The following is a 26,788-nucleotide window of genomic DNA, read 5'->3' as shown; positions in this document are numbered from 1 at the left end:
GTGTCGCCGCGATCGCACGATTGCCCGAGAAGTCTGGGCCGAAGCCAGATCTCGCTAGCGCGGCGACGCCCGCGTGGTCGGCGTGGTCGTCGTGGTCGGCGTGGTCGGCGCAGTCGACTGGCCTGCGGCCGGCACGCCGCGAACCCGGTTCCACCACAGCGATAACCCGATCGCGAGCACAACGAGCAGCGCTCCGATACCGGCGAATGTGTCGGCGATATCGACACGTTTGTGGGCGACCGTTACGGTACTGGGCAAATCCTTCAGCGCGCCCTGCAACTGGCCGGCGTCCACCGCCCGGTAGTAGTGCCCGCCGGTGGTGGCGGCCACCTGTCGCAGCGCATTCTCATCGATGATCAGCGGATTGCGCCCTTCACGACCCCCGAAACCGCCACCAACGCCGCCTCCGAAACCCCCGCCGAAACCGCCACTGGCGATCTGCGAGCTGTCGCAGATCATTGGCGAGGGCGTGGTGGTACCGAAGCCGATCGTGTACACCCGTATCCGGCGGGCGGCAGCCTGCTGCGCCGCGGTCGCCGGTTCAACGCCTTGGGTATTGGCCCCGTCCGTCAGGACGACAATGGTGGCCGCCGCGTACCCCGACCCCGGGTCGGCGGCAACCTTCGCGCCGGTCGGAGCTACCGACGGGTCGATCTCGGCGATCGAATCGATCGAGGTCAGGATCGCCTCGCCGATGGCGGTGCCGCGCGAAGTCGTCAGATTCTTCATCGCATCCAGCAGCTTGCTGGTATCAGTGGTGGGCGGCACAAGCTCAGCGGCAACGGCGGCGAACGCGACCAACCCCATACGCGTGCCGTGCGGCTGTTGCCGAATGAAGTCGCTCGCGGCCTTCTGCGCGGCCACCAGCCGGTTCGGCGATACATCCGTCGAGCACATCGATCCGGAGACGTCGAGAGCGAGCATGACGGTCGTCGAGCTGGTCGAAACGGCCTCGGTCTTCTGCGGACGGGCCGCGCCGACACCGAGCACGACGAGACCGAGAACGAGCAGCGCGGTCGGAATGCGGCGGCGCCACAGTGTCCGCCCGGGCAGCGCACTGCGCACCAACACCGCCGAGGTCACCCGCACGGCCGAACGCCGCCGTCGCCGTCGCGACCACCAGGCGACGCCGAGGACGAGCGGAATCGCGGCCAGCGACAGCAATGCCCACGGCCATTCGAGCGACATCAGACGATCCTTCCCGTACGCAGGACGGTGAGGATCGCGCCGCCGGCCAGCAGGACGATCGCGAACCCGCTGAACGCTCCGGCCAGCGGCAACGGCTCCTGGTGGGTCGTCAGCCGCAGATTGATGCTCGAGGCGATTCCGTCCAGCTGCGAGGTATCCGATGCCGGGTGGTAGGAGCCACCAGTCGTTTTGGCAATGCGTGTCAGGGTGTCTTCGTCCAGCGCGGTCTGGATTCGGTAGCCGTCGACCTCGACCGTCGTCCCGGCCGTGGTCCCGACGCCCACGGTCTCGATGTGCACACCGGCGGTTTGCGCTGCCGTTGCCGCCGCCACGGTGGCATCCCCATTGCCTTCGTCCCCGCCGTCGGAGAACAACACGATCGTCGCCGAACCCCAATAGCCCAAGTCAGGCACGGTGCCGTCCTTACCGATCGCGACCGGCTTACCCGTGATGGCGGACAGCGAGGTGAGGATGGCGGACGCCAGCGAGGTACCGCCTGACACTTTCAGGCGATCGATCGCGGCTGCGGCTTGGGCGTGGTCGGCGCTGGGTTGGTTGGTGGTCAGTGCACCGCTCTGGAAGGCCACGACGCCGATGTCGACGCTGCTCGGCTGGGCCTGGACGAAAGCGGCCGCTGCCTTCTTGGCGGCCTCCAGCCGGCTCGGAGCGACGTCGGTGGCGGACATGCTGTTCGACACGTCCATCGCGATGATCACGGTGCCCGCGGCGCGCGACACCGGGACCGACGCCGCCGGACCGGCCATGGCCACCGCGAGCACACCGACGCCGGCGATGCTGAGCCACAGCCCGAGCGCCAACCGAGCCCGGCGGGTGTCAGCGGCCACGCCTGCAGCCGACAGGGCCGTTCGCCGACGGCGGGAAGACACGACGGTGCCTGCGATCAGCACGGCCACGACCAACGCACCGAGGACGAGCCACCAGGGCGACGCAATACTCATGGCCGCCGCCCGCGGGTACTCATGGCCGCCGCCCGCGGGTACTCATGGCCGCCGCCCGCGGGTACTCATGGCCGCCGCCATCGGGTGCTCGCGACGACCTCGACGAGCGTGTCGACCACGTCGCGATCGGTGCTGACGCGATGCTGGGGGACGTTCGCCCGGCGCAGCCGCTGGCCCAGCACGGCGTCGCGCTCGTCGACGCCGGCCGCGAACCGGGCGCGGAACAATGGATCGCTGGAATCGACGAGCAGCTGCTCGCCCGTCTCGGCGTCCTCGACGACTATCAGGCCGGCGTCGGGCAGCTCATCGTCGGTCGAGTCCATCACTCGCAGGACCACGACGTCGTGTCGCTGCACCAGTCTCAACAACTGCCGATCCCAGTCGCCGGTGCCGATCAGGTCGGAAATCACGATGACCAGCGACCGGCGGCGGGCGATCGTGGCCGTCGAGTCGAGCATCGCCGCGAAGTCGGTCGTGCTGGCCACCGGAGCGGTCACGCTGGCCCGATCGAGCTCATAGCCGATACGCAACGCGTGGCCACGTCCGGTTCCCGGCGGCACGATCCGAGCCGTCGCCCCGTCGTGCAGCAGTGCGCCCACCCGGTTGCCGCCACGGCCGAACAGCCTTGCCAGGACCATGGCCAACTCGACCAGTACGTCGTCCTTGCCCCGACCAGGTGCGCCAGCCGACATCGAGGCCGACCGGTCGAGCACCAGCCATACGGTCAGGTCACGATCCTCGGTGAACTGTCGCACCTGCGGGTTGTTCAGGCGGGCGGTGGCGTTCCAGTCGATGTAGCGGGCGTCATCGGTCTCGACGTACTCACGCAAGCCGGCCAGGTCCATCCCGGAGCCGCGGTAGGGCGTGCGGTACGCGCCCTGGATCCGTCCGTCGACGCGTCGAAGCACGCGCCACTCCAGCTGGCGCAGCAAGCGGTCGGGGGCGGTTGTCATATCAGCGGCCCTGCAGGACAACCTCGGGCATCCGGACGGCCTGCAGCACTGCGGTGATGATCGTGTCGGGATCGACGTCGTCGGCCAGCGCCTCATAGGAGAGCACGAGGCGATGACGCAGCACGTCCAGCGCGAGTTCGGCAACGTCCTGGGGCAGTACGTAGTCACGTCCCCGCAGGAATGCCAGCGCCCGCCCACCCAGCACGAGCGCGATCGAGGCCCGCGGGCTCGCCCCGTAGGTGACGTAGCGGTCCAGGTGACCGAGTTCGGCGGTGCCTCGCGCCCTCGTGGCCGTGACCAGGCGGACCGCATAGTTCACCACCGCCGGGTCGGCGTAGACCTGCGCGACCTGGCCCTGCATGCGTACGAGGTCCTCGGGCAGCAGGATCGGCTGCGGGCCCGGACCGGGATGTAAGGCCCGCTCGACGATCGCGTGCTCCTCCGGCACCGAGGGGTAGCGGACGATCACCTTGAGCATGAAGCGGTCGACCTGGGCTTCCGGCAACGGGTAGGTGCCCTCGGACTCGATCGGGTTTTGCGTCGCCATCACCAGGAAGGGATTCGGCACTTGGAAGGTCTCGCGCCCGATCGTCACCTGGCGCTCCTGCATGACCTCCAACAGCGCGCTCTGCACCTTCGCCGGTGCCCGGTTGATCTCGTCGGCCAGCAGCAGATTCGTGAAGACAGGACCTCGCGCCGTCTCGAACTCACCAGTGTGCTGGCGGTAGACGCGGGTGCCGGTCAGGTCCGCCGGCACCAGGTCGGGCGTGAACTGGATGCGCTGGAACTGGCCGCCGATCGCCGCCGCCAGCGACTTCACGGCCAGCGTCTTGGCCAGGCCCGGGACACCCTCGACGAGCAGATGACCGCCAGACAGCAGCCCGATAGCCATCCGCTCCAGCAGGACGTCCTGCCCGACGATGGTGCGTTTGACCTCGAACAGCACTTGCTCGAGAGGATTCGCGGCGCCGGTCGTCATAGGTCATCCTCCGTGGTGGGCGGTAGCTGATCGGGCGAAACACTCATATTTGCGGCCCGTTTCCCGGGCCATTGCCGCCGCCACCGATGGCGGTGCCGATCGGGACGGCGAAGGCGATTCCGGCGAACGCGTCGTCGTGACCGGGGTCGGCAATGGAGACGACGATGCCGACGACGTTGCCCTTGCTGTCGAGTAACGGGCCACCGGAACTGCCCGGGTTCACCGATGCGTCGAACTGGATCAGTCCGCTGAACTGGCCGTTGTTGGTGTCTGCTGTGCGGTTCAGCCCCGACACGACCCCTGAGGTGACGCTGTAGGTCAGCCCGAGCGGGTTGCCGATCGCGACTACGTCCGCGCCCACCGCTGCATTGCCGCCGATCGTGGCCGGAACGACAGGTTGCGGCAGGGTCGCCGGCGTCAGCATCGCAACGTCAGTGGCTTTGTCGGCCGAGGCCACGGTTGCCGCGGATTTGGTGCCGTCAGAAAAGGTGATGCTGATTGCGCTTCCGTCGGCGATGACATGATTCGCGGTCAGCACCGCACCGGTCGCGGTGGCAATCACGCCTGTACCCAAGGCGCCTTTCGCAGTCCGCACGACTGCCACCGACGGCCCGACGTGCTGGTATATGTCGCTCACGGTCGGGCTCGCGCTGCTGCTCGGGCTGGCACTCGGCGATGCGGACGGCGCGCTCCCAGCCTTCGGGTCGGAATCTCCCCTGAAGACGAGCAGCGCGATCACTACGATCAGCACGACGATTACGGCGCCACACCCGATCAGCAGGGCGGGGGTGCTGCGCAACCGCGACTCCGCTCGGGTGTCGGGGCCGGGAGCCATGGCAACAGGGTACGAGCCACCCCTGTGTGGCGCCTGGGTGTCGGCTAGCTGGGCCGGACGCAGGCTACCTGCGACCCCACTTGAGCCGAGTGAATACCGCCAAAGGATTCGCGAGCTCCTTCGCCGTCATCCGGTTCACCTTGTATTTGTTCGCTACCGCGTCCGACAGGCTCGCAGGCACCCGAGTCTGGAACGGTTTAACCGGCAACGAGATGTTTCGAGGAATCTCGATTTCTCCCCTGAACGCTTTCTCGAGATCCTCGTCGGTCCACGAGACGGACTTCCACTCGCCGAGACCCTCCTGGTGTTCTTTGCGCGGCTGCAGCGCCTGTTTGAGTAGGCCGACGAGCAGCTCGGTCACCTTGGTCGCGTCATGTTCGGACCGAAATTCCGCCTGTCCGTAAAGCGGCAACAGCTGGTTCGCCGCGGCGAGGACCATCTCGTTCTTGTAGTTGGTCAGCTGCGATTCCCAGCTGTCTCGCCAGAGGTTCGTCGGAAGGGGCGCCTGAGTGCTCACCCAGTCGCGCAGGTTCACAAAGTCAGCGTTATGGACCTCATCGCAAACGATGTAGTGGCCGAGCGAGGCGACCAGGTATTCGAACACGAGCCAGCCCCGAGTCAAATAGTCCGGCGAAGCAAGTACGACCACGTTCCTGATGATCTCGCGCATCGAGTCAAGAATGAGCTGAAATTGCGCCTCCTCCGTCGTAGTCCGGGGCACTTGCGGAAAGGACGTGTAGTCGTAGATGAGCCAGCAGTCACTCAATTCACTCAAGCGCCGAAGTTGCTGCCCGCTCGGGTCTGGGTGGTCGTCGGATTCCCACCGATGGGACACGAACAGCACGGGGTGTCCGAATCGGCTGGCACGCAAGGCGGCAATCTGCTGACGCTGTTCATCGCTCGCCTCGGCCAGAGCCTGCTCCAAGCCCGCTATTTCGTCGGCGTGCACGATAGGAGACGGGCCGATCGACCGCACGGCAACCGATTGTCGCGTCCATCCGGACGTGATCACCAGATAGTCGCCGTCGGTCGAGATCTCGAGCTCGCCGTGATCGCTTTCCAACCAGGTGCCGGCCAGTCGCTCGTGCGCAAGTTTCAACCGGACGGGCCGACGGAAAGCGGAACGGGGCACGTCGACGTACTCGGTGTGGTAGATGACGGGGCCCGGGGAATTGAGTTTGGACAGCGTCCGCTCGGCGCGCAGCAACGGCGCCACCCGTTTGCGACGGTTCGCGAATTCCTTGGCGCCGACACGGTATTCGCCATAGCTGAGGCCGTCGACATCCTGGCACCGCGGAAATACCGTCCAGGAACGGACATCGTCGATGTGGACGAGCTGCACGCAGTCCCAGTCGAGCGGTTCGTGGGTTCGCGAGCCGAACAGGTCGTCCAGCTTCCTCAGTCCGGTCGCGGCCAACGCGATAAGGGGGGCGACTCCGGCGGCCGGTCCGAGGCTGAGTAAGTCACGCCAATCTTCGTCTTCGTCGTCATCTAAGGACATCCGTCCCCCTCGCATCGCCTCGGACCAGGACCCAAGCAAACGTCGCAGGCCAGCAAACGTCGTACGCCGATTCGGCGCTCGCCAGTGCTCGCGGATTGAGGTCTATCTTGGAGTTCGTGGCCGACCCGGACGACTGCCCGTTCTGCGCGATCGTATCCGGCCGAGAACCAGCTCGCATCGTCTATACAGACAACGACGCCGTTGCCTTCTTGCCGCTCAACCCCGCCGCCAGGGGGCATTGCTTGGTCGTACCTCGCGTGCACATAGCGGACTTTTTCGCCCTCGACGGACCCGCCGCTGGTCGCCTATCGACAGCGGTGCTCGAAGTGGCCAAGGCGGTGGAGTTGGCCCTGAACCCCGAGGGAATGAACCTCATTGCCTCGGCAGGTGCCGCTGCTCAGCAGACGATCTTTCACCTGCACGTGCATGTGCTTCCGCGAATGACCAGCGATCGGATCGGCGACATCTGGCCGAGTGCCGAGGCCGCCTCAGCGAAAGACGCCGATGACATCCAAGCACTCATCGCAGCGGCCGTTCGTTCTCGGTCGAGAAACATCGGATCTACACCGCCGTCGCAACCAGCACAATGATGCAGGCAGCTAGGAGCATGCCGTAAAGCACCGCAATCGGGGCCGACCAGACGACACCTGCTCGCCGATTGCCGTTCTCGTCCAGATGGCTGCGAACGAAAGGCACGCGGGCGCGGTAAGGCGCGACGTTCAGCGAGTACAGCACCAGGTCTGAACTGCGCGGCCGGGCGACAGCGTCAGCCCAGAGGTGGCGAAACAGACGCTCCTGCCGAAGGAACCACGCGTCCAGACCAGCGAATCCGGCGACGATTGCCATGCCCAGCAAAGCTACTGACCATTGCCGGTGCGCCGCCGAATAGCCGAGGAGTGCAGCCGCGACGGTCAGACACCAGCCCTTGATCAAGAACTGATTGCCCGCGAGACGCGAAACAACGCCCTGAATCAGACCCAGATATGTTCGGTCGTTCTCGTCAAAGTCTGGCGCCTCGAGCCCCATTCGCTTAGCGCCGCACCTGAAATCGCAGGTGCGTCGCGGCGGGGGTCACCATCACGTCGGTGCGTTCGAGGCCGATCCCCGAGTCGAGCGCCCCGAACAGCGGCGTGCCGGCACCGAGCAAGACCGGAACCACGTGCACGCGGAACTCATCGACCAAGCCGAGCGGAAGCGCCTGCTGCATGACCGTCGCGCCATGAAGGCCGACGGCCTTGTCTCCCGCCGCGCTCTTGGCCTGCTCAATCGCGCTGGCAACGCCATCGGTGACGAAGGTGAATACCGCCGGGTACGACGTCGTCGGCTCGTGGTGGGTGACGACGAAACATGGAACGTCGCCGACCGGGCCGGCATCGCCCCAACCGCCGTCACCCTCGTTCTTGTCAAAGGACGTGCGACCCATCACGACCGCGCCGAGACCATCGAGCGACTCCTGCAGTAAGGCTCGGTCCTCATCGGTCGCGGCGGCGAACATCCAGTCGTGCAACATTTCGGCGCCGTCGCCGAACGGGTTCTGTCTGCTGTCATTCGGGCCTGTCACGTACCCGTCGAGCGAGCTGGACATATCGCAGACCACGAGCGCCATGACTGCTTCCTCCCCTTCGCGGCCACACCGTGCCGGCTCAACCGATTTCAGAGCGCTTTTAGTACTCGCCCTTGATCACGAAGAAGGAGCCGCGGATCGTGCCGGCCAGCTTCGACTTCTGTCGCGCGAACTTGAAGCGAGCGGCGAGCTCCTCGGGAACCTCCATGCCCTCTGACAGTTTGAACCCGACCGCGCGCTTCGTCCCGTCCTCCACGCCGTACATCACGTTGATCGACAGGCCGGACTCGTAGAACACGTAAGCCATCCGGATCCCGTCGACCTCGAAGGCCGTCGCCTCGAGAGGGCGGGCTGAGATCACGATGTCGCGTTCCTCTTTAAGGATGCGGCTCACCCAGTCGACCGTCTCCGTCGCTTCGCTCGCTGGGCTGACGGTGAAGGCATGCCCGTATTTGTTCTTGTAATAGCGCGCCTCATTGGCTCTCAGCCCGGCGAGAGCCTGCGCGACCGGGGACGAGTCCAGCCCGACGGTGGAAACCTTCTCGAAGTCGATGACCTGGGGCATGCCTACCTCCTGACGATGGTTCTGTCAGACGAACGGTAGCGGGTCAGACACGGCGATCGCTGCCGGCGGGACCGACCGGTCGGTCATCCTCAGGCGGGCCAGGGCGATGCCAGCACCCTCTCGACCATGCTGGTACGGCGGAAATCGGGAACGAAGTGCTCGAGAACGTCAGCGTTGACGGTGCCGTACGTCGTCTCCGGCCGATTCTTGAGTCCCTCGTAAAACATCTGCAAAAACTCGTTCTTGAAGTCACCGCGCGGGTGCGCTGCGATGATCTCATCAATCAACGCAGGATCGAGCCTGTCGAGTCCCAGTCCGATGGCGTCGGTGAGAACACCGAGATTCGTGGCTGCGATCTCCGGACCCATTCGCCCCGGGATGCCGGGTGTGGTGTGAAGTGCTATCGCATTCCAGACGACATCGACGGCTCGTGAGGAGAATCCGCGCTCGACGAGGAACGCTCGAGCATGATCGGCGCCGTCGATCTCGAATCGCTGTACAGCCTCCGAGAACGGGCTCAGCAGCCCTAAATCGTGGAACAGCGCGGCAACATAGAGCAGCTCAGGGTCAGGATCGAGACCCAACATCCGGGCACGAATCGAGCTGAACAGGAACACGCGGCGTGAGTGGTGGAACAGGAGTGGGTTCGTCGCTTCCCTGATGTAACGGGTTGCCTCGACGACAGTCGAAGTCTCGGGGATCTCGACTCCCGCGATAATCTCAGACATGCAATGCTCACTTTCGAGTCTCGACAGCGTGGCGGCGGACGACTCGTCCGAGTTCCACGGTGCCAGCGGGCGCGCTGCCTGCGCCGCCTCGGCTAGGCCATGAACCACCCAGATCCAGACAACCGAGATCCAGACAGTGCGGAGTCCCGCAGCGCGTTAAGTGTGAACGGCCATTTGGTCGTAGTCCTCGTCTATGACGGTGTCAAGCTCCTCGACGTTGCCGGCCCGGCCGATGTCTTCGCAGAGGCGAACCGGCTCGGTGCGGAATATCGCGTTGCCTTGGTGTCACCCACTGGCTCCGCTGTCACCACGTCGATCGGCATCCGGATCGGGGTTGACGGCGGCCCCGACTTCCAACCGGCGCCCGACACCTTTCTCATCGCAGGCGCTGACAGTTATCCGCGCAGCGCCGTGCCACGAGATCTGGTTAATGCCGCTGAGGCTATCTCGGCCGGCGCGAAACGAGTCGCGTCCATCTGCACCGGAGCATTCATCCTCGCCGCGGCCGGGCTGCTGGACGGTAAACGCGCTACGACACATTGGAAGGTCGCTCACACGCTCGCCTCGCGGTACCCGAAGACTCACGTCCAGCCGGACGCGATCTATGTCCGCGATGGCACTACCTACACGTCGGCGGGGGTGAGCGCCGGCATCGATCTCGCGTTGGCTCTTGTCGAGGAGGACCACGGGCCCGACCTCACTCGTGAGGTTGCGCGAGCGCTCGTCGTCTACCTCCAGCGGGCCGGTGGCCAGTCACAGTTCTCCGCACCCTTGCAGGGTTCACCACCCCGTACGCCGGCGTTACGAAGCATCGTCGATCTCGTCACGGCAGACCCGTCGGCGAGCTATTCCCTTACACAGCTTGCAGATCACTTGAATCTGAGCCCGCGACATCTCACCCGTCTGTTCCGCGAGGAACTGTCGACGACACCGGCCAGGTATGTCGAAACGATCCGTTTGGACATCGCCAAGGCGTTTCTGGATCAGGGTTACACCGCGACGCAGGCTGCCGATCGTGCAGGCTTTCCGAGTTACGAGAGCCTGCGCAGGGTCTTTGCCCGCGAACTGGAGATGTCACCCGCTGCCTACCAGCGGCGGTTCCGCACTGCGCGCCGGAGCGAGACTGCGTGACGGCCCGCGACTCGATCGTGGACCAGATAGTCCGACCGCAGACTGTCCGCATTCGGGTGGTTCGTGGCCGGATGGGTGCTGCATCAAAAGCCCGAGGGGGCCAGACTTGGTTAGACAGCGCCTGAGCCGGAGCTCTGTGGGTCCGGCGAGTATCCGGCGGCTGCGACGAGGGCAATTGGAGGATCGAAGATGGACGGTGAGCCGACGGCCACGAACACAACACCTACGATGTTGGCACTTCGGGCGCATGAGCGCGGCGGGGCCGAGAACCTGGTGTACGAAGAGGCTCCAACGCCGGTTCCGGGCCCAGACGAAATCTGCGTCGCGGTGCGGGCAGCGGCAATCACGTTCGCCGAACTGACCTGGCCGGACACCTGGGAAAGGGATGGCGCCGATCGGACGCCGATAATTCCATCGCATGAATTCGCAGGCGTGGTCTCCGTAGTTGGCGCGGGGGTAGCCGATGTGGCTGTGGGCGACTCGGTCTTCGGGCTCGCGCCGTTCGACCACGATGGGGCGGCGGCGGAGTTTGTGGTCGTCCCGGCGTCGTGCGTCGCGCGAAAGGAGGCCACCGTCTCCGACGTCGACGCCGCCGCTGCCGTCCTTCCCGCGCTGACTGCCTGGGAAGCCTTACGCGATCACGCGAATCTGGCTGCCGGTCAGCGTGTCCTGATCAGGGGCGGAACGGGCGCGGTCGGTGCCTTCTTAACCCAATCCGCACACCGAAGCGGCGCCGAGGTCACAGTGACGGTGACCTCCGACTCGGCTGAGGCTCGCGCGAAGAGTCTCGGCGCCGACCATGTCGTGGTCACCAATCCTGTCGTCAGCGATTCCAAGGCGGAGGCACCAGAACTGAAAGGGTTCGACCTCGCCATCGACGCGGTTGGCGGCGATGTGCCGGAATGGATGTATGCCGCCGTCAGCCCGGGCGGTCAACTCATCGTCCTCCAGGAGCCTCCGAGCCAGGAGCTGGCTGACAAGTACAGCGTGCGCGCGACCTTTTTCGTTGTCAGCACACGTCGCGACAGGCTCGAGGAACTGGCTGCGTTGATCGCCGCCGGCCAAGTCGAGGTGGCAATCGCTCAGACGTTTCCGCTAGCTGCCGGTAAGGCCGCCTACGAGAGCGGGTCCTTGCCGAAGCCTGGACCTGGCAAGACGGTCATCCTCGTCCCCTAGTTCGCCCCAGTTCGCGAAGGCTAAGCTACTTGCGTACGCAAGTAGATGGGCCGCCGGCCGGCGGCGTGGACCTGGAGAAGTGCCGTGACCGTTCCCGAATCAGCTGAGGCCGCTGGATCGTTCGCGCTCGGTCGGTGGCAGGTCAACCGGGTGGGGTACGGCGCGATGCAGTTGGCGGGAGACAACGTCTTCGGACCGCCGCGTGACCGCGATGAAGCGCTGCGCGTGCTCCGCGCCGCAGTCGATAGCGGGATAAACCACATCGACACCGCGGAGTATTACGGACCGGGGGTGGTGAATGAGCTGATCCGCGAAGCCCTTTACCCGTATCCGGACGACTTGGCGATTGTGAGCAAAGTGGCCGCCCGGCGCGATGATCGCGGTGCCGTCCTGCCTTACGACGACCCGGATCAGCTGCGCGCCGGCATCGAAGAGAACCTGAGCACGCTCGGCCTCGACCGGTTGGCCGCGGTTAACCTTCGGCTGATGGATGACTCGTCACCAGGCGCACGGTTCGACGCCCAACTCGCTTCGCTCGCCTCGGCACGCGACGAGGGTCTGATCGACGGCATCGGCCTCAGCAACATCACGCGTGACCACCTGGTGAGGGCGGCCGCCCAGACCGAGATCGTCTGTGTGCAGAACCTGTTCAACCTCGCCGACCAGCGCTCGCTCGACGTGCTGGAGGAATGCCGATCACGAGACATCGCGTTCGTGCCGTTCTGCCCGCTCGGTTGGCCCCGGGGGGTACAGAACGCGATCCTGACCAGTCCCACGCTCACCGAACTCGGCACCCGATTCGATGCAACACCGGCCCAGATCGCGCTCGCCTGGCTGTTGGACCTCGCGCCGAACATCCTGCTCATACCCGGCACCCGGACCCGAGTACATCTGGCAGAAAACATTCACGCTGCAACCGTGCGGCTCGACGACGCGGCCCGCGCGGAACTGGTGCGGCACTTCCCGACTAGCCGGGCTGGCTAGCCGCCGGCCCAAGCTCCGCGTCCCGCGTTGGATGCCCGACTGGGGCCGAGGGAACAAGGGGATGTGCAAGGGATCCTTTGGCCTATATGCTTGCACAAGCAAGGAAGGTCGTTCGCAGAGTAGTCTCACGCCAGCCCGACTCCGAGGTGGGAGAAGTGCTGAAGAGCAAAGAAGAAGCATTCGACGGTGGCGCCGACCTCACCACCCTGGTGACGGGTCAGCACGTACCGCGACTCGTCTCGCGGGACAATTCGGGCGCCCGGGGTCTGCTCGGCCGCAAAGATCTCCTTCAGCTGCTCGACCGAGCTGTAGCGAAGCGCGTGACCATCATTTCGGCGCCTCCCGGAAGCGGAAAGACCTCGCTGTTGCGCGCGTGGGCTCGCCGCTCCACCGAGGTCCGTCGGGTCGCGTTCGTGTCCGTCGAGCGCGACCAACCCAACGAGCAGCGGTTCTGGTGCGCCGTTCTCGAGGCGATCCGCAATCCCGCACGCTCGATTGATTCTGAGTCGTCACTTGCCCCGACCATCGCGCTCGACCTCGACCAGGTGGTCGAGACCGTCCTGTCAGAGGTTGCCGAGCAAGCAGAACCGATCGTGCTCATTGTCGACGATCTTCATGAGCTGAGGTCTGCTACCGCACTCAAGCAGCTCGAGAATTTTCTCGCGGTTCTGCCGGATTCCGCCCGCGTGGTGCTGTCCTCTCGGCGGGATCCGTCGATAAGACTGCACCAGCTCAGGCTCGCCGACGACATCGCTGAGATCCGGGCCAACGATCTGCAGTTCACCGAGCGCGAGACCCGCGAACTTCTCACTGGATCCGCAATCGATCTCTCGCGCGCCGGCGTGGCCGCGCTGCATCAGCGCACCGAAGGTTGGGCGGCCGGCCTGCGACTGGCGGTGATCTCGCTCAACGGTCATCCCGACCCCGAGCGTTTCGTGGCGGAGTTCTCGGGCACCAACAGGGCCATCGGGGAATATCTGATGGCCGAGATGCTCGAACGCCACTCGAACGAGGTTCAGCGGATGCTGCTGCGAACATCGCTTGTCGACCGGATGAACGGTGAACTCGCCGACCTGCTGACCGGCCGCTCGGGCTCAGAGCGGCTGCTGCTTGCACTGGAGGAAGCGAACGCGTTCGTCGTCTCGCTCGACCCGCAGCGCACCTGGTTTCGGTATCACCAGCTGCTAGCCGATTTCCTGCGCCTGGAACTGCGCCGGACGTTGGCCGACGAGGTTCCCGACCTGCACCGCCGCGCCGCGCGCTGGTTCGTCGATCGCGGGGACGTGGTCGCGGCCGTGCGGCACACGGTCGCCGCCGGTGACTGGCCCGACGCCGCTCGGCTGGTCGCAGACCACTCGTTCAGATGGGTACTGGAGGGGCAAGCCGGCACGATTCGCGCGGTTCTTCACGAGTTTCCTGAGGGTGCATCGGTCGATCATCCTGACCTGGCGCTGGCTCACGCGGCGGCCGAGCTCAACCAGGGGCGGACGGACGAGGCGGCGGCTCAGCTGGCGCTGGCCGAGTCCCACGTCCAAAGCGCTTCCCCGGCTCGCCAGCGCCGCCTCGCGGTGGCAATCGCGTCCCTGCGATTGGCGCTGGCCCGGCGTAGCGGCCAGTTCAGCGAGGTGATCGAGCAGGTGAAACTGCTCGACGCTTCGATTGCAGACGGGGCGAGCGAACCGATCCAGATGGAGAGTGAGCTGCGAGGAGTGGCGCTGCTGAATCTTGGGATCGTCGAGACCTGGTCTGGGCGACTGGTTGACGCCGAGCGGCACCTCTCGGAGGGAGCCGCGCTCGCGCAGCGGATCGGCAGACCCTACCTAGAGGTCGCATGCCGCGCCCATCAAGGCTTTCCGTCAACGAAGATCTCAGTCGCGGCAGCGCGCGAACGCGGCCGTCAGGCGGTGGCCCTGGCCGAACGCTATGGCTTGGACGATCGGCCGATACTCGCGCCGGCGCTCGGCGCGGTCGGCGGCATGGCGATTTGGATGGGCGAACTCGACGAGGGCGAACGCTGGCTACGCCGCGCCTGGGAGGTCGCTTCGGTACAGATTGACCCGGCCGTCGCAGTACTTCTGCACTTGGCGACGGGCATGTTGCACGCGGGTCGCGGGCAGCATCAACCGGCCTCCGAGGCGTTCGCGGCGGCAGCGCAGGCACAATCGTTGCTAACCGGAGCGCATGCCCTCGCGCCCCGGATCGCCGGCTGGCTCGCGGCCACCCAGGCTCGCCTTGGAATGCTGGACAAGGCGCGGGCAACACTGACCGAATTCTCCACCGAACCGGGGCGGATGGGTGCCATCTTCAATGCGCGTGCCGTAATCAGCATGGAGGAAGGCGATCCCCAGTCGGCCTTGGAGGTTCTCAGAGATCTCCGGCACAGCAAGCCCCCGGTCGAAGCGTTCACACTCGTGGAAGCACATCTGCTCGCCGGCACCGCGTACCTGCGCCTGGGCGATCGAAGAGCCGCCGCTGGCGCAGCTGAAGCAGCGCTCGCCGTCGCCGAGCCGGACCGGTTGATGTTCCCGTTCGCCATGGCTGACACCGCGGAGTTGCTGGATGCGCTCCCACTTCACGAGACGGCCCACGGTGCCCTCCGCACGGACATCGTCGACCTGCTGCGGGGCGCGCCGGCTCCGAGCACCGACCAGGAGGAGCCACCCCCGCATTCGGACGAGCTCAGCCCGAGCGAGCTGCGCGTGTTGGGGTATCTGCCGACAAACCTGACGCGGCCGGAGATCGCGCAAGCGCTGCATGTCTCGATCAACACGGTGAACACTCATATCCGCAACGTCTACGCCAAGCTCGGGGCACGCGATCGCTCGGCCGCCGTTCAGCGCGCACGCCAGCTGCGGCTCCTCTCAAACCGGCTCTCGCCGACATCGCCGAAATAGTCCGAGTGCCGGCGTCTGGAAATTCACCAGATTCCGGCGTCGCCAGCTCACTTGGTCCGGCAGCAGGATCATCGCGTGGCCGCACCGCCGGGCTTGTATACGATCCGGATACGGGGTCAGCTCGGAGCTACCGCTCTGTCAGCCTTCCCCACGATGGTGTCTGAGCTAAAAGGCAGCGAGACCGTCCTCACCGGCCCTCTTGCAGATCGCTCCGCAGTATTCGGCGTCCTCGCGCAGATCGAAGCGCTCGGCCTCGAGCTTCTCGAGCTGCGCCAGATCGCCTGACGCGGGGAACCTGTCGCCTGCGGGGGAATCACCATCATCCGGCGAGGACAGCTCACCTGGATCACGTCAATTCTCTGCTCATGAGCAAAGAACAGCAGCAACAGCTGGACGCCATCCTCCGCCAGGGTGGGCTCGACACCAGCGCGGACGTCCCCACACTGCGGGCAGCGTTCAGCGAACTCATGGCTCGGGTGCCGGTGGCGCCTGACATTCAGCAGAGCCCGGTTGAGATCGGAGGTGTCGCTGGCCTCGAGGTCACAACCCCAGACACCCAGGCCGAGCAGGTGATCCTGTATTTCCACGGGGGTGTCTATGTCATCGGCTATGCGGCGGCAACGGTGCCCCTGGTTGGTGAGCTAGTTCGAAGAACCAGCACCAGGGCCATCACGCTCGACTACCGACTCGCTCCCGAACACCCGTATCCGGCTGCGGTCGAGGACGCGCGGGCCGCCTACGAAGGACTACTCGCTCAGGGCATTGCGCCCAGTGACATTGCCCTCGCGGGCGAGTCAGCAGGAGGCGGCCTCGCGGTGGCCCTCCTTCTCGCATTACGGGAAGCCGGAGTGCCGCTGCCGTCCTGCGCGTACTTGATGTCGCCCTACGTAGACCTGACGCTGTCCGGCGAGACACTCTCCTCGAAGCAGGCCCTCGACCCAATTCTCACTCCCGAAGGGCTGCGTGCTCGGGTGCCGGATTATGTGGGCCGCGCCGATGCCTCCGACCCGTACATCAGCCCGATCTTCGGCGATTTAAAGGAATTGCCGCCACTTCTCATCCAAGTGGGGTCCCACGAGGTGCTCCTGAGCGATGCTGTCCGGCTCGCCGAACGGGCAGCCAGCTCCGATGTCGCTGTCACACTCGAGGTGACTCCCGGCGTCCCGCATGTCTTCCAGGCGTATGCGGCTCTCCTCGATGAGGCAGCAGCGGCGCTGGATCGGGCGTCGGACTTTGTGAAGGCGCAGCTCGCTCGCCAGCCGAGCCACGCTCAAACGGTCTGACTCGGCAAGCCAGTCCCACAAGATTCCGGCGCGATTCCAGAGTGGGCGCGTCCCATTATTGAGGAGAGTCACATGACTGCTGTCAGTCGAGACACGGCCGCTACCGCGGCTCTGCCCGACTACGCGCCGGTGCCACCATCGGCGTTCGGGCCCCCGTTGAACGATCAGGGCTATCACGTCGGCCGCGTCGAGCGGAACCTGTTCTGGGTCACCGACGGTACGTATCAGTCGGCGTTCCTACTCACCGATGACGGAGTCGTGTTGTTCGACGCTCCCCCGACGATCGGTCACAACCTGCGCCGAGCGGTCGACGAAATGGCAGCAGCCGAAGGCGCGACGAACATCGTGACGCACCTGGTCTACTCACACCACCACGCCGATCACGCCGGCGCGGCAAACCTCTTTGGTGACAACGTGATTCGGATCGGGCATGAGGACACTCGGCGGCTGCTGCTTCGCGACAACGACCCGACCCGGCCGGCGCCGGATGTCACGTTCCGGGAGAACTACACACTGCAGGTCGGCGGTGAGCGGGTCGAGTTGGGGTTCCACGGCCCCAACCACTCACCAGACAACATCTTCATGCACTTTCCCGACCACGATGCGCTCATGCTCGTCGACATCGTCAACGCCGGCTGGGTGCCGATCTTCAACCTGAATCTGAGCGAGGACGTCCCCGGCTACCTCGATGCGCCTGGCCAGGCTCTGGCTTACCCGTGGAAGCACTACATCGGCGGCCACCTCGGCCGCCTTGGCACCCGAGCCGACATCGAGCTGCACCAGCACTACATCGCTGACATCGTCGAGAACTCGAAGGACGCGCTCGGCAAGGTCGACCCGACTCCGTACTTCGTGAAATACGGACCGAACGTATGGGCGGCGGTGAAGGGATATCTCGGTGAGGTAACTGAAATCGCCACCAAACCGGTCGTTGCGAAGTACACCGGCGTACTGGCCTCCGCTGACGTCGAGGAGTTCACCTACAGCACCACGTTCATGATCATGCAGTCGTTGCGCCTCGACCTCGGCGCGGGCTCGCAGGTGCACCCATGACCCGCATCGGCGTCATCCTCGGAAGCACCCGTCCCGGTCGTCGAGGCGAGCCGGTCGCTCGCTGGGTGATGGACGAGGCGGGTCGGCGCAGCGACGCCGAATTCGAGCTGGTTGACCTGGCTGATTACCCGCTTCCACATCTGGACGAGCCGCTGCCGCCGAGCATGGGGCAATACCAGAACGCGCACACCCAGGAATGGGCAGCGACCATCAGCCGCTTCGACGGGTTCGTGTTCATCACCCCCGAGTACAACCACTCGACGTCTGGCGTCTTGAAGAACGCGATCGACTTCCTTTATGCCGAGTGGAACAACAAGGCGATGGGCGTTGTCTCCTATGGCGCCGTTGGCGGCGCCCGGGCGGCCGAACATCTCCGGTTGGTCGCCGGCGAAGTGCAGATGGCCGACGTTCGTACCAACGTCGCGCTCTCGTTGTTCAGCGACTTTGAAAACTTCACCGACCTCAAGCCCGGCGCGCACCAGGCCCAGGTGCTCGACACGCTTTTCAGCGAGGTCATTGCCTGGAGCCAGGCGCTGGCTCCAATGCGGCACGTCACGCAAGCCGCCTAACCAAGACAGCCGCCTAACCGAGACAAGCCGCGTGCTCAAGACAACGCCGCTGGGAAAGGGAGTGCTTGATCATGGCCTCAGACGCTGACATTGCGGCCCACAACGCGCCAGAGGGCGACGAGAACCGACACGAGCCGTTCGGGGAGACGATCGAAGTACTGCCCAGCCGCCGATGGTGGGCCCTGGCGGTGATCGCGATCGCGCAACTGATGGTGGTGCTCGATGGCACTGTTGTGACGATCGCGTTGCCCTCCGCGCAACGCGACCTGAATATCTCCAACGCTGATCGGCAATGGGTGATCACCGCCTATACCCTCGCGTTCGGTGGTCTGCTGCTTCTGGGCGGACGCATCGCGGACTACCAGGGCCGGAAGAGGATTTTCCTGGTTGGCCTGCTTGGGTTCGCTGCCGCGTCGGCTCTGGGCGGTGCGGCGCAGAACGGCGCAACGCTCTTCGGCGCCCGGGCCATCCAGGGTGGGTTCGCGGCCCTACTGGCGCCCGCCGCCCTGTCGCTGATCACGGTGACCTTCACCGAGGTCAAGGAGCGTTCTCGGGCGTTCGCCGTCTATGGCGCCATCTCCGGAGGCGGCGCCGCGATAGGTTTGATCTTGGGCGGCGCGCTGACCCAATATGCCTCGTGGCGCTGGTGTCTGCTGATCAACGTGCCGATCGCGATTGTGGCCTTCATCGCCGGCACGATCTTGGTCCCTGAGAGCAAAGCGCGCAGCGGCAGCTCATATGACATTCCGGGCGCGATCCTCGGCACCGCCGGACTGGTCATCCTGGTCTACGGGTTCACCGAAGCGGCCAAGACCGGGGTCGGCTGGCTTTCGGTCGAGGTCATCGGCTGCCTTGTGGCCGCGGGCATCTTGCTCGTCGCGTTCGTCCTCGTCGAGCTGCGTTCGGCCAGCCCGCTGTTACCAATGCGGGTAGTGCTCGAACGCAATCGCGGCGGGTCGTATCTCGCCTCGCTGCTGGTCTTCGCCGGGCTGTTCGCGATGTTCCTGTTCCTCAGTTACTACTTCCAGTACAACCTCGGCTACAGCGCACTCAAGTCGGGCGTGGCCTTCCTGCCTTTCAGCGCGGGCATCATCATCACCTCTGGCGTCGTGTCGCCTCTGCTCCCGCGCACCGGACCCAAACCATTGATGTTGATCGGTCTAGCCCTGGTCACGGCCGGACTCGCCTCGTTCGCGTTCATCACTGACACCAGCAGCTGGGTCACCCGGGTCCTGCCAGGAGAGTTACTGATGAGCGTCGGCCTTGCGCTGGTGTTGGTTCCGCTCTCGAGCCTCGCGCTCACCGGGGTGAATGCCGACGACGCGGGTGTCGCAAGCGCGGTGCTCAACTCGACCCAGCAAGTCGGCGGGTCCCTGGGTACGGCATTGTTGAACACGTTCTTTGCCAGTGCGGTGTCGTCCTACGTCGTATCCCATCACCTTTCAGCGTCTGGGTTCAATCCGCTCGCCGCGATCCACGGCTACCACGTCGCGTTCTGGATCGGGGTCGGACTGATCGCCGCCGCCTTCGTGGCCGTGCTGGTTTTGGTCAATGCCGGCAAGGGCAACGTCTCCACGCAGCCTGCTGCGCCAGCCGATGGATAGGAGCTGACGGCGCTCTACCTCACCGCCGCCCGCCGAATGACGATTGTGTCTCGGGTGTAGGGAATCAGCCGCGGCCGAGCTGCGGGTCGCTGCTCAACGGACGTCCAGTCTCCAGCCGACCGGCGAGCTGATAGGCGAAGTCCGGATCGGCCGATGTAGTGAGGGTCAGGTCGTACCAACCGCCAGTGTGGTCGGTGTCGACCACGTACGTGCTGGGCCGGCCATCGACCGCGACGGTGCGCGTTTTGCCGTACGAGTCGGCGACGCGGACGTTCACCCGACCGGGTCGGTGACCGGTCAGTCGCAGGGTCACCGCCAGGGTCGACGGTCCGTGCGGGGCGATCTCGACCTCGAGCGTCAGGGCCGGCGTGCCGGCGTAGCGCCGGTAGAAGCCATTGGGGCCATGCAGGGTGAGGTCATAGTGGCCCGGATTCGGCAAGTCCACCGCGATGTTGTGGTGCGCCCCAATCGTGTAGGTGAACGGCGCACCGGGAATCGTCTGCGAGCGGGCCTGCAGCTGCGCGCCGAGACGGCCGCCATTGCGCAGCCCGAGGCGCAACTGGGAACCGACAACCGAGAAATCCACGGCCAGCTGGTAGCCGAGCGCGCGGGAGGGCCGCGCGCCCGTCTCCTGCGGTGGCAGTGCGCCCAGGGCCGGGGGTACCGGGTGATAGGTCGGGTCGGCGGTGCCGGTCGGCTTGTAGGCGGAGGTGTCCGGCAGTTTGGGCACCTTGGTGGCCGAACGTCCGAAGTCGAATGCCGAGGTGAGGTCGCCGGAAACGGCCCGCCGCCACGGCGTGATGTTCGGCTCATGCACCCCATGACGGGCCTCGATGAAGCGGATCAGTGAGGTGTGGTCGAACGTCTCCGAGCAGACCCAACCGCCGGTGCTCCACGGCGACACGACCAGCATTGGAACCCGGACGCCGAGGCCGTACGGGCCGACCACGCCGTTGGTGCCGCCCGGTGTGCCGGCGGTGCCGTTGAACAACTCATGTGCCGTCGACACCGTCGACTGCCCGGCCAGTCCCCCGACGTTTGGGTACGGCGGCACCAGGTGATCGAAGAACCCGTCGTTCTCGTCGAAGGTGATGAGCAGTGCGGTCTTGCTCCAGACCTCGGGGTTGCTGGTGAGCGCGTTCAGCACCTGAGCGGTGTACCAAGCGCCGTAGCCGGCAGGCCAGGCCGGGTGCTCGGTGTAGGCCTCGGGAGCGACGATCCACGAGACGCTCGGCAGCTTGCCGCTCTTGACGTCGGCGGTGAGGATGTCGAAGAAGCCGTCGCCGTCGTTGACGTCGGTTCCGGTGCGCGCGCGCTGGGCAAGCGGGCTGCTGGCCGGGGCGTTCTGGTACTGGTGGAAGTACAGCAACGAATTGTCGCCGTAGTTTCCGATGTAGGGATCACCAGTCCAACCCCAGAAGCCGGGGGCGGTGAGGCCCGCACCCTGGTCCTGGTAGACCTTCCAGCTGACTCCAGCCTTCTGCAGTCGCTCGGGGTATGTCGTCCAGTCGTAGCCGATCTCGTCGTTGGCGATGACCGGGCCGCCGCCCTTGCCGTCGTTGCCGACCCAGCCCGTCCACATGTAGTAGCGGTTCGGGTCGGTCGGGCCGAGCAGCGAGCAGTGGTAGGCGTCGCAGATGGTGAACGTATCGGCCAACGCATAGTGAAACGGCAGATCCTTGCGTTCCAGGTGCGCCATCGCCGTGGTCGTCTTGTTCGGGATCCACTGGTCGTAGTTGCCGCCGTTGAACGCCGCATGAGTGGGTGTCCAGTTGTGGTCGAGGTCCTCGATGAAGGTCAGGGCCAGGTTGTCGACGTTGGGTCGAAAGGGCAACGTCTCGGTGCTGCCGTCGGACTGGTGCCAGACGCTCTTGCCGCTGGGCAGCAGGGCCGGGTGCGGGTCGCTGAAGCCGCGGACGCCGCGCATCGTGCCGAAGTAGTGGTCGAAGCTGCGGTTCTCCTGCATGAGGATGACGATGTGCTCGACGTCGCGGATAGTGCCAGTGGCGCGGTTGGCGGGGATGGCCGCCGCACGGGCGATGCTGTCGGAGAACATCGTGCCAGCGATCGTGGCGGCCGCGGTACCGCCGGCCAATTGCAGGAATCGGCGCCGATCAACCGTTGCCATGGGACCACAACCTTCGCGCGTTGGGGATGTTGCGTCCAACCCTCGCCCATTGGCGGCGAATTCCGGGCAAACGAAAGTCGACGATCAGCCGAAGCGTGGTGGTGTGCCGGGTGATCCGGTGCCCGGTTTGATCGGGTGGAGGGGCACACAGAGTGCCTGGATATTCTCTGCTCAATGTGAGCAGGGCTCTGCGCGTATCGTGCAGGAATGCGTCAGGAAGACCGTCTGGGACTGATTCTGCAGCAGCTGAACCAACACGGCTCGGTGAGCGTTGTCGGCATTGCCGATGAGCTGAACGTCTCGGCCGCCTCGGTGCGACGAGACCTGCACCTGCTCGAGCAGCAGAAGTTGCTCACCCGCACTCACGGTGGCGCGGTTGCGTCTGGCGTTCTTTACGAATTGCCAATGCGGTATCGCGGCGGTCAGCAATACGACGCCAAGCGCGCCATCGCCCAGCGAGTAGGCGAGCTGTTGCCGGCTGAGACGGCCTCTGTCGGTCTCAACGGCGGCTCGACGACGACCGAGGTGGCTCGAGTGCTCGCCTCGCGCGCCGGCCTGCGGATCGTCACCAATGCGCTGAACATCGCCGCTGAGCTGGCGGTTCGTGCCAACATCGAGCTGGTGGTCTGTGGCGGTAGCGCGCGGGCTGAGTCTTACGAGCTCGTGGGCCCGCTGGCTGACGGGGTGCTTGCCAACATCAACCTCGATATCGCAGTGATTGGTGTCGACGGCGTCAGCCCGTCGGCCGGGTTCACCACGCACCACGAGGTGGAGGCGCACACGAATCGCGCCATTGTGGCTGCTGCTGAGCGCGTAATCGTAGTCGCCGACAGCAGCAAACTCGGCAAGCGCGGGTTTGCCCGCATCTGCGAGATCGGCTCGGTCTCGGCCTTGGTGACCGACTCCGACGCCGACCCGACCCTGCTCCGTGAGCTCGAACGCCAAGGCCTCGTCGTCCATGTAGTCGAGCTCGGTGGCTAATATCGATCAGAATCAATCACGATATGTGCTCGCTTATGGACAGTTTGCGCTAAACCGGGAATGATCGTCGCATGGACATTTCGGCGGCCCGGGTCCTTGTCGCCGGTGACGCCAATCCCGATCTCGTGCTCCGCGGTGACGTCCGCCCCCGATTCGGGCAGGCCGAGCAGCTTCTCGCCGACGCGTCGATTCTGATCGGCGGCTCGGCTGCGATCACGGGCCACGGCTTTGCTCGGCTCGGCCGGCCCGTGAGCATCGTCGCCGCCATCGGGCGGGATCTGTACGGCGCGCAGGTCTGCGACGAGCTCGCCCGCGCCGGCGTCGATGTGCGACCCATCATCGAGCGGACCGGCGTCGCGACCGGGCTTACGGTGGTGCTCTCTGATGGTGGCGACCGCGCGATCCTCACGTACCCCGGGGCTATGCCGACCTTGACTGCGGCCGAGGTCGCCGCCGTCGCGGCTGATCTTTCCGACCTTGCCCACGTCCACTTCGCGTCCTATTTCTTGATGCCGTCACTCGCGGCCGAACTGCCAAATCTGCTCGCCGCGCTGCGCAAACGGGGCCTCACTACCTCACTCGACACGAACGCCGACCCGGCCAACGAATGGGTTGGCCTAGCGACTGCACTCCCTCACCTGGACGTACTTCTGCCCAACCGATCCGAGGTGAGCGCACTCGGCGGTGACCGCAATCCGCACGTCGCAGCGGCCCGGCTAGCAGCCAGCGGGCCACTGGTCGTCGTGAAAAACGGTGCGGACGGCGCGACTGCGGTTGATCGCGCCGGCAATACCACTGTGGTGTCCGCCATGCCAGTCACAACGGTCGACACCACCGGAGCTGGCGACACCTTCGACGCCGCGTTCCTCGACGGTTGGCTGAACGGTCTGTCGTTACCCGAATGCCTCGAACGTGCCGCGCTCGCCGGGGCATTCTGCGTCGCGGCCGTAGGTGGCACCGCCGGACAGCCGACCCGCGACGACCTGATTCCCGACAAAATCCCGAGGGAGCACAGATGAATCCCAATGCTGTCAGGCCGACGTCGCACGCCGCTGACGAGATCCGCCGCCAGCCCACGGCATGGACGAACGCCCTGCGCATGCTCCCGGATGTCCTCGCGCAACTGCCTGCTCCCGGCGAACGGGTGGCGGTAATCGGCTGCGGCACATCGTGGTTCATGGCCAAGGCATACGCGGCGTTACGCGAGGCGAGCCGTGCTGGCGAGACGGATGCCTTCGCCGCCAGCCGGTTCCCTGTCTCGCGCCGCTACGACCGCATCGTCGCGATCTCGCGGTCAGGCACCACGACCGAGGTCATTCGCGCGATGGCAGCCAGCACCGTACCGGTCACGGCGATAACGGCGGTCGCGGCAACCCCGATCGCTGAGCGCGCGGAGCAGGCCATCCTGCTCGACTTCGCCGACGAGGAATCGGTCGTCCAGACCCTCTTCGCCACCACAGCACTGATGCTGCTGCGTGGCTCGCTCGGCGAGCCACTCGAGGAGGTCATCGCTCAAGCCATCGCCGTGCTCGACAACGCTGGCGAGCTTCCCGGCGCGGCAAGCTCCCAGTTCAGTTTCGTCGGCTCTGGCTGGGCATACGGGATCGCACTGGAGGCTGCACTGAAACTGCGAGAGTCCGCTCAGCTGTGGACCGAGGCCTACCCGCAGCTGGAATACCGCCACGGGCCGATCGCGATTGCCGAGCCGACACGCTCGGTTTGGGTGTTCGGATCCGCAGAGCCGGGACTGGCCGATGACGTTTCGGCTACTGGTGCGACGTTCATCGACGATGACCTTGACCCGATAGCCGACCTGGTCCGTGCCCAACTCCTGGCCGTACGGCGCGCTGAACAGGATGGTCTCGATCCCGACCGACCGCGCCACCTGACTCGCTCAGTGGTGCTCCCCGACCTGTCGTGATCCTGTGCCTGTGCCCCAGCCCGGCCATCGACATCACGTATCACCTGCAACGGCTGGTGCCTGGAACCACCAATCGAGTGCAGTCGGTGGCTCGACGCCCAGGCGGCAAAGCGGTGAACGTCGCTCGGCTACTGCACGACCTCGGCGCGCCGGTGTCAGTGCTGGCACCCATTGGTGGTCCGGCCGGCAAGGAGTTCGCAGAGCAGCTGGCAGCGCTTGGCGTCCCTGCCGAACTGCTTGCCGATGAAGCAGATACCCGAACGACGGTCACGGTGGTCGACGACACCGGCGATGCGACGGTGCTTACCGAGCCAGTGCCGGACGCCGACTGGGGCAAACTGGCGCGCCGCGCAGAATCTCTCATGCAACAGGCCGATGTCCTCGTGGTAAGCGGGCGACTGCCTGAGGGGCCGGCCGCGCAGGCGTTGAGCGGCGTGGTCCGAAACGCGAGGCAGGCCCACACGGTCACGGTGGTCGACACCAGTGGGCCGGCCTTGGTCGACCTTTTACGCGCCAAACCTACGATCGTGAAGCCGAACGCGGACGAGCTGGCCGAATTGACGCAGGACGCGGACATTCAACGGTCGGCCCGGGCAATCGCGGCGGATTATGAGACCATCGTCGTCGTATCGCTCGGCGCACAGGGGGTATTCGCTGCTTCGCCAACCGGCGACTGGTGGGCTCGTCCGGCTCGGCCTCTGCAGGGCAATCCAACGGGTGCCGGCGATGCCCTGGTCGCCGGGCTCGCCAGCGGGCTCTGCGGCCTCGACCCCCTCACCAGGGCGCTGCGCAGCGCCAACGGCTTTGCCGCACTGCTGCGCGATGCGGTGGGCCTCGCGTCCGCTGCCGTATTGCACCCGCATGCCGGCGAGGCCGACGCGACGCGTCTGGCAGAGCTTCGCGCCGGGGTCGTCGTCGAGCATGCGGAGGCAGCGCGATGACAGTCGCATCAACTTCAGAGATCGTCACCTTGGCGAAGGCACAGCGTCGAGCAGCAGGTGCTTTCAACGTCGTCACGCTCGAGCACGCCGAGGCGATCCTCGCGGCGGCCGAGGACGTCGGCACCGCAGTCATCCTGCAGATCAGCGAGAATGCGGTGCTATTTCATGGTGGGCGGCTGCGGCCGCTCGCGGTCGGGTGTGCGGAGCTCGCCCGCGCGGCGTCAATCCCGGTCGGGCTGCATCTTGATCACGTGACCGACCCCAGCCTTGCCGGCGAAGCGGCTGCTGCCGGGTTCAGTTCGCTGATGTATGACGCCGGCGCGTTGCCCTACGCTGATAACGTCGCTGCAACCGCCCGGGAGGCCAGGCGCGCGCACGCTGCCGGGCTCTGGATCGAAGCCGAGCTCGGTTACGTCGGCGGTAAGGCGGACGCCGCGCATAACGCACACTCGCCCGGCGTGCGTACCGACCCGGCTGAAGCCGCAGAATTCGTTGCCGCCACCGGGGTAGACGCCCTCGCCGTGGCAGTTGGCAGTGAGCACGCAATGACGGCACGAACCGCGCGTCTCGACATCGACCTGATCTACCGGCTGCGCGATGTTCTCGCGATTCCCCTGGTACTGCATGGATCTTCCGGCGTACCGCACGATGAACTGCAGTCCGCGGTTCGGGCAGGGATCGCAAAAGTCAACGTGGGAACCGCACTCGGTCAAGCTATGACCGGGGCTGTCCGGGCCGCACTCACGGCCGACGCCGGGCTGGTCGACCCTCGCGGATATCTGAACCTGGGCCGCGCGGCGATGACCGACGCCGTCAGCCAGGTCCTCACCGTGCTGGCCTGAGCGCCCCGG

Annotated in this window: 26 protein-coding genes; 15 read left to right on the top strand and 11 right to left on the bottom strand. The window is 65.7% G+C overall.

Going from position 1 to position 26,788, the window contains the following annotated elements; all coding sequences use genetic code 11:
* Positions 1-54 precede the first annotated feature (54 nt).
* From ACSMXN_RS07240 to ACSMXN_RS07215, 6 genes are all read right to left on the bottom strand, one after another.
* Entirely contained in the window at positions 55-1,188 is a 1,134-nt protein-coding gene (locus ACSMXN_RS07240) for a VWA domain-containing protein (protein WP_022914035.1), read from the bottom strand.
* A complete protein-coding gene (locus ACSMXN_RS07235; protein ID WP_022914036.1) occupies positions 1,188-2,147 on the bottom strand; it encodes a VWA domain-containing protein in 960 nt (319 codons plus the stop codon). The genes ACSMXN_RS07240 and ACSMXN_RS07235 overlap by 1 nt, the downstream gene beginning before the upstream one ends.
* Before the next feature lie 65 nt (positions 2,148-2,212).
* The gene (locus ACSMXN_RS07230; RefSeq protein WP_022914037.1) at positions 2,213-3,100 is read right to left on the bottom strand and encodes a DUF58 domain-containing protein; all 888 of its coding nucleotides are present in this window, start codon (positions 3,098-3,100) and stop codon (positions 2,213-2,215) included.
* Position 3,101: 1 nt separating this feature from the next.
* Complete coding sequence (locus tag ACSMXN_RS07225; RefSeq protein ID WP_022914038.1) at positions 3,102-4,079, bottom strand: AAA family ATPase; 978 nt, start codon at positions 4,077-4,079, stop codon at positions 3,102-3,104.
* Positions 4,080-4,122: 43 nt separating this feature from the next.
* A complete protein-coding gene (locus ACSMXN_RS07220; protein WP_022914039.1) occupies positions 4,123-4,914 on the bottom strand; it encodes a S1C family serine protease in 792 nt (263 codons plus the stop codon).
* A 64-nt stretch (positions 4,915-4,978) separates the two neighbouring features.
* Positions 4,979-6,415, bottom strand: a complete 1,437-nt coding sequence (locus ACSMXN_RS07215; RefSeq protein ID WP_022914040.1) for a hypothetical protein — start codon at positions 6,413-6,415, stop codon at positions 4,979-4,981.
* Between the two features lie 116 nt (positions 6,416-6,531).
* Here ACSMXN_RS07215 and ACSMXN_RS07210 point away from each other — a divergent pair, with 116 nt between their 5' ends.
* Positions 6,532-7,005 carry an HIT family protein gene (locus tag ACSMXN_RS07210; protein ID WP_022914041.1) on the top strand — a complete coding sequence of 158 codons (474 nt, stop codon included), beginning with the start codon at positions 6,532-6,534 and terminating at the stop codon, positions 7,003-7,005.
* On the opposite strand, the gene ACSMXN_RS07205 is transcribed toward ACSMXN_RS07210, so the two are convergent.
* The 4 genes from ACSMXN_RS07205 to ACSMXN_RS07190 all read right to left on the bottom strand — a co-directional run bounded on the left by ACSMXN_RS07205 (position 6,977) and on the right by ACSMXN_RS07190 (position 9,272).
* Positions 6,977-7,441 (bottom strand): hypothetical protein, encoded by a 465-nt coding sequence (locus tag ACSMXN_RS07205; protein ID WP_022914042.1) that lies wholly within the window; start codon positions 7,439-7,441, stop codon positions 6,977-6,979. The two genes, ACSMXN_RS07210 and ACSMXN_RS07205, sit on opposite strands and share 29 nt — an antisense overlap.
* A 4-nt stretch (positions 7,442-7,445) precedes the next feature.
* On the bottom strand, positions 7,446-8,021 hold the full coding sequence (locus tag ACSMXN_RS07200) for a dihydrofolate reductase family protein (RefSeq protein WP_022914043.1): 576 nt from the start codon (positions 8,019-8,021) through the stop codon (positions 7,446-7,448).
* 58 nt (positions 8,022-8,079) lie between these two features.
* Positions 8,080-8,544 carry a hypothetical protein gene (locus ACSMXN_RS07195; protein WP_022914044.1) on the bottom strand — a complete coding sequence of 155 codons (465 nt, stop codon included), beginning with the start codon at positions 8,542-8,544 and terminating at the stop codon, positions 8,080-8,082.
* 89 nt (positions 8,545-8,633) lie between these two features.
* Positions 8,634-9,272: an HD domain-containing protein gene (locus ACSMXN_RS07190; protein WP_027139615.1), complete on the bottom strand. Its 639-nt coding sequence runs from the start codon at positions 9,270-9,272 to the stop codon at positions 8,634-8,636.
* Positions 9,273-9,371: 99 nt separating this feature from the next.
* Here ACSMXN_RS07190 and ACSMXN_RS07185 point away from each other — a divergent pair, with 99 nt between their 5' ends.
* The 9 genes from ACSMXN_RS07185 (at position 9,372) to ACSMXN_RS07145 (ending at position 19,966) form a co-directional block, all read left to right on the top strand.
* Complete coding sequence (locus tag ACSMXN_RS07185; protein WP_051148934.1) at positions 9,372-10,403, top strand: GlxA family transcriptional regulator; 1,032 nt, start codon at positions 9,372-9,374, stop codon at positions 10,401-10,403.
* A gap of 189 nt (positions 10,404-10,592) precedes the next feature.
* A complete protein-coding gene (locus ACSMXN_RS07180; protein ID WP_022914047.1) occupies positions 10,593-11,579 on the top strand; it encodes an NADP-dependent oxidoreductase in 987 nt (328 codons plus the stop codon).
* An 84-nt stretch (positions 11,580-11,663) separates the two neighbouring features.
* On the top strand, positions 11,664-12,563 hold the full coding sequence (locus tag ACSMXN_RS07175) for an oxidoreductase (protein ID WP_455407718.1): 900 nt from the start codon (positions 11,664-11,666) through the stop codon (positions 12,561-12,563).
* Positions 12,564-12,718: 155 nt separating this feature from the next.
* Complete coding sequence (locus ACSMXN_RS07170; protein WP_196811333.1) at positions 12,719-15,457, top strand: LuxR C-terminal-related transcriptional regulator; 2,739 nt, start codon at positions 12,719-12,721, stop codon at positions 15,455-15,457.
* A gap of 75 nt (positions 15,458-15,532) precedes the next feature.
* Positions 15,533-15,742 carry a hypothetical protein gene (locus ACSMXN_RS07165; RefSeq protein ID WP_022914050.1) on the top strand — a complete coding sequence of 70 codons (210 nt, stop codon included), beginning with the start codon at positions 15,533-15,535 and terminating at the stop codon, positions 15,740-15,742.
* Positions 15,743-15,822: 80 nt separating this feature from the next.
* Entirely contained in the window at positions 15,823-16,740 is a 918-nt protein-coding gene (locus ACSMXN_RS07160; RefSeq protein WP_022914051.1) for an alpha/beta hydrolase, read from the top strand.
* A gap of 72 nt (positions 16,741-16,812) precedes the next feature.
* On the top strand, positions 16,813-17,793 hold the full coding sequence (locus ACSMXN_RS07155) for an MBL fold metallo-hydrolase (RefSeq protein WP_022914052.1): 981 nt from the start codon (positions 16,813-16,815) through the stop codon (positions 17,791-17,793).
* On the top strand, positions 17,790-18,362 hold the full coding sequence (locus ACSMXN_RS07150) for an NAD(P)H-dependent oxidoreductase (protein ID WP_022914053.1): 573 nt from the start codon (positions 17,790-17,792) through the stop codon (positions 18,360-18,362). Before ACSMXN_RS07155 ends, ACSMXN_RS07150 begins: the two co-directional genes overlap by 4 nt.
* A gap of 71 nt (positions 18,363-18,433) precedes the next feature.
* Positions 18,434-19,966 (top strand): MFS transporter, encoded by a 1,533-nt coding sequence (locus tag ACSMXN_RS07145; RefSeq protein ID WP_022914054.1) that lies wholly within the window; start codon positions 18,434-18,436, stop codon positions 19,964-19,966.
* A gap of 64 nt (positions 19,967-20,030) precedes the next feature.
* On the opposite strand, the gene ACSMXN_RS07140 is transcribed toward ACSMXN_RS07145, so the two are convergent.
* Entirely contained in the window at positions 20,031-22,094 is a 2,064-nt protein-coding gene (locus ACSMXN_RS07140; protein ID WP_022914055.1) for a phosphocholine-specific phospholipase C, read from the bottom strand.
* A gap of 207 nt (positions 22,095-22,301) precedes the next feature.
* On the opposite strand from ACSMXN_RS07140, the gene ACSMXN_RS07135 reads away from it, so the two are divergent.
* The 5 genes from ACSMXN_RS07135 to ACSMXN_RS07115 all read left to right on the top strand — a co-directional run bounded on the left by ACSMXN_RS07135 (position 22,302) and on the right by ACSMXN_RS07115 (position 26,779).
* Positions 22,302-23,075 (top strand): DeoR/GlpR family DNA-binding transcription regulator, encoded by a 774-nt coding sequence (locus ACSMXN_RS07135; protein ID WP_022914056.1) that lies wholly within the window; start codon positions 22,302-22,304, stop codon positions 23,073-23,075.
* Between the two features lie 71 nt (positions 23,076-23,146).
* Entirely contained in the window at positions 23,147-24,094 is a 948-nt protein-coding gene (locus tag ACSMXN_RS07130) for a carbohydrate kinase family protein (protein ID WP_022914057.1), read from the top strand.
* Positions 24,091-24,996, top strand: coding sequence for a sugar isomerase (locus ACSMXN_RS07125; protein WP_022914058.1), 906 nt, complete (start codon positions 24,091-24,093; stop codon positions 24,994-24,996). The genes ACSMXN_RS07130 and ACSMXN_RS07125 overlap by 4 nt, the downstream gene beginning before the upstream one ends.
* On the top strand, positions 24,993-25,937 hold the full coding sequence (locus ACSMXN_RS07120; protein WP_022914059.1) for a PfkB family carbohydrate kinase: 945 nt from the start codon (positions 24,993-24,995) through the stop codon (positions 25,935-25,937). Before ACSMXN_RS07125 ends, ACSMXN_RS07120 begins: the two co-directional genes overlap by 4 nt.
* Positions 25,934-26,779 carry a class II fructose-bisphosphate aldolase gene (locus ACSMXN_RS07115; RefSeq protein WP_022914060.1) on the top strand — a complete coding sequence of 282 codons (846 nt, stop codon included), beginning with the start codon at positions 25,934-25,936 and terminating at the stop codon, positions 26,777-26,779. The genes ACSMXN_RS07120 and ACSMXN_RS07115 overlap by 4 nt, the downstream gene beginning before the upstream one ends.
* The last annotated feature ends 9 nt before the right edge of the window (positions 26,780-26,788 follow it).

The organism is Parajatrophihabitans canadensis (genome assembly GCF_053764775.1).
The sequence above is the reverse complement of the archived record's forward strand: the minus strand, read 5'-3'. Positions and strand labels throughout refer to the sequence as shown.

What these genes read in the sequence shown, in the direction of transcription:
- ACSMXN_RS07190 (WP_027139615.1), bottom strand. Translation starts at nt 9,272, where the DNA reads ATGTCTGAGATTATCGCGGGAGTCGAGATCCCCGAGACTTCGACTGTC.
- ACSMXN_RS07220 (WP_022914039.1), bottom strand. Translation starts at nt 4,914, where the DNA reads ATGGCTCCCGGCCCCGACACCCGAGCGGAGTCGCGGTTGCGCAGCACC.
- ACSMXN_RS07140 (WP_022914055.1), bottom strand. Translation starts at nt 22,094, where the DNA reads ATGGCAACGGTTGATCGGCGCCGATTCCTGCAATTGGCCGGCGGTACC.
- ACSMXN_RS07200 (WP_022914043.1), bottom strand. Translation starts at nt 8,021, where the DNA reads ATGGCGCTCGTGGTCTGCGATATGTCCAGCTCGCTCGACGGGTACGTG.
- ACSMXN_RS07215 (WP_022914040.1), bottom strand. Translation starts at nt 6,415, where the DNA reads ATGTCCTTAGATGACGACGAAGACGAAGATTGGCGTGACTTACTCAGC.
- ACSMXN_RS07235 (WP_022914036.1), bottom strand. Translation starts at nt 2,147, where the DNA reads ATGAGTATTGCGTCGCCCTGGTGGCTCGTCCTCGGTGCGTTGGTCGTG.
- ACSMXN_RS07180 (WP_022914047.1), top strand. Translation starts at nt 10,593, where the DNA reads ATGGACGGTGAGCCGACGGCCACGAACACAACACCTACGATGTTGGCA.
- ACSMXN_RS07150 (WP_022914053.1), top strand. Translation starts at nt 17,790, where the DNA reads ATGACCCGCATCGGCGTCATCCTCGGAAGCACCCGTCCCGGTCGTCGA.
- ACSMXN_RS07160 (WP_022914051.1), top strand. Translation starts at nt 15,823, where the DNA reads ATGAGCAAAGAACAGCAGCAACAGCTGGACGCCATCCTCCGCCAGGGT.
- ACSMXN_RS07115 (WP_022914060.1), top strand. Translation starts at nt 25,934, where the DNA reads ATGACAGTCGCATCAACTTCAGAGATCGTCACCTTGGCGAAGGCACAG.
- ACSMXN_RS07185 (WP_051148934.1), top strand. Translation starts at nt 9,372, where the DNA reads ATGAACCACCCAGATCCAGACAACCGAGATCCAGACAGTGCGGAGTCC.
- ACSMXN_RS07205 (WP_022914042.1), bottom strand. Translation starts at nt 7,441, where the DNA reads ATGGGGCTCGAGGCGCCAGACTTTGACGAGAACGACCGAACATATCTG.
- ACSMXN_RS07230 (WP_022914037.1), bottom strand. Translation starts at nt 3,100, where the DNA reads ATGACAACCGCCCCCGACCGCTTGCTGCGCCAGCTGGAGTGGCGCGTG.
- ACSMXN_RS07155 (WP_022914052.1), top strand. Translation starts at nt 16,813, where the DNA reads ATGACTGCTGTCAGTCGAGACACGGCCGCTACCGCGGCTCTGCCCGAC.
- ACSMXN_RS07130 (WP_022914057.1), top strand. Translation starts at nt 23,147, where the DNA reads ATGGACATTTCGGCGGCCCGGGTCCTTGTCGCCGGTGACGCCAATCCC.
- ACSMXN_RS07145 (WP_022914054.1), top strand. Translation starts at nt 18,434, where the DNA reads ATGGCCTCAGACGCTGACATTGCGGCCCACAACGCGCCAGAGGGCGAC.
- ACSMXN_RS07240 (WP_022914035.1), bottom strand. Translation starts at nt 1,188, where the DNA reads ATGTCGCTCGAATGGCCGTGGGCATTGCTGTCGCTGGCCGCGATTCCG.
- ACSMXN_RS07135 (WP_022914056.1), top strand. Translation starts at nt 22,302, where the DNA reads ATGCGTCAGGAAGACCGTCTGGGACTGATTCTGCAGCAGCTGAACCAA.
- ACSMXN_RS07125 (WP_022914058.1), top strand. Translation starts at nt 24,091, where the DNA reads ATGAATCCCAATGCTGTCAGGCCGACGTCGCACGCCGCTGACGAGATC.
- ACSMXN_RS07195 (WP_022914044.1), bottom strand. Translation starts at nt 8,544, where the DNA reads ATGCCCCAGGTCATCGACTTCGAGAAGGTTTCCACCGTCGGGCTGGAC.
- ACSMXN_RS07225 (WP_022914038.1), bottom strand. Translation starts at nt 4,079, where the DNA reads ATGACGACCGGCGCCGCGAATCCTCTCGAGCAAGTGCTGTTCGAGGTC.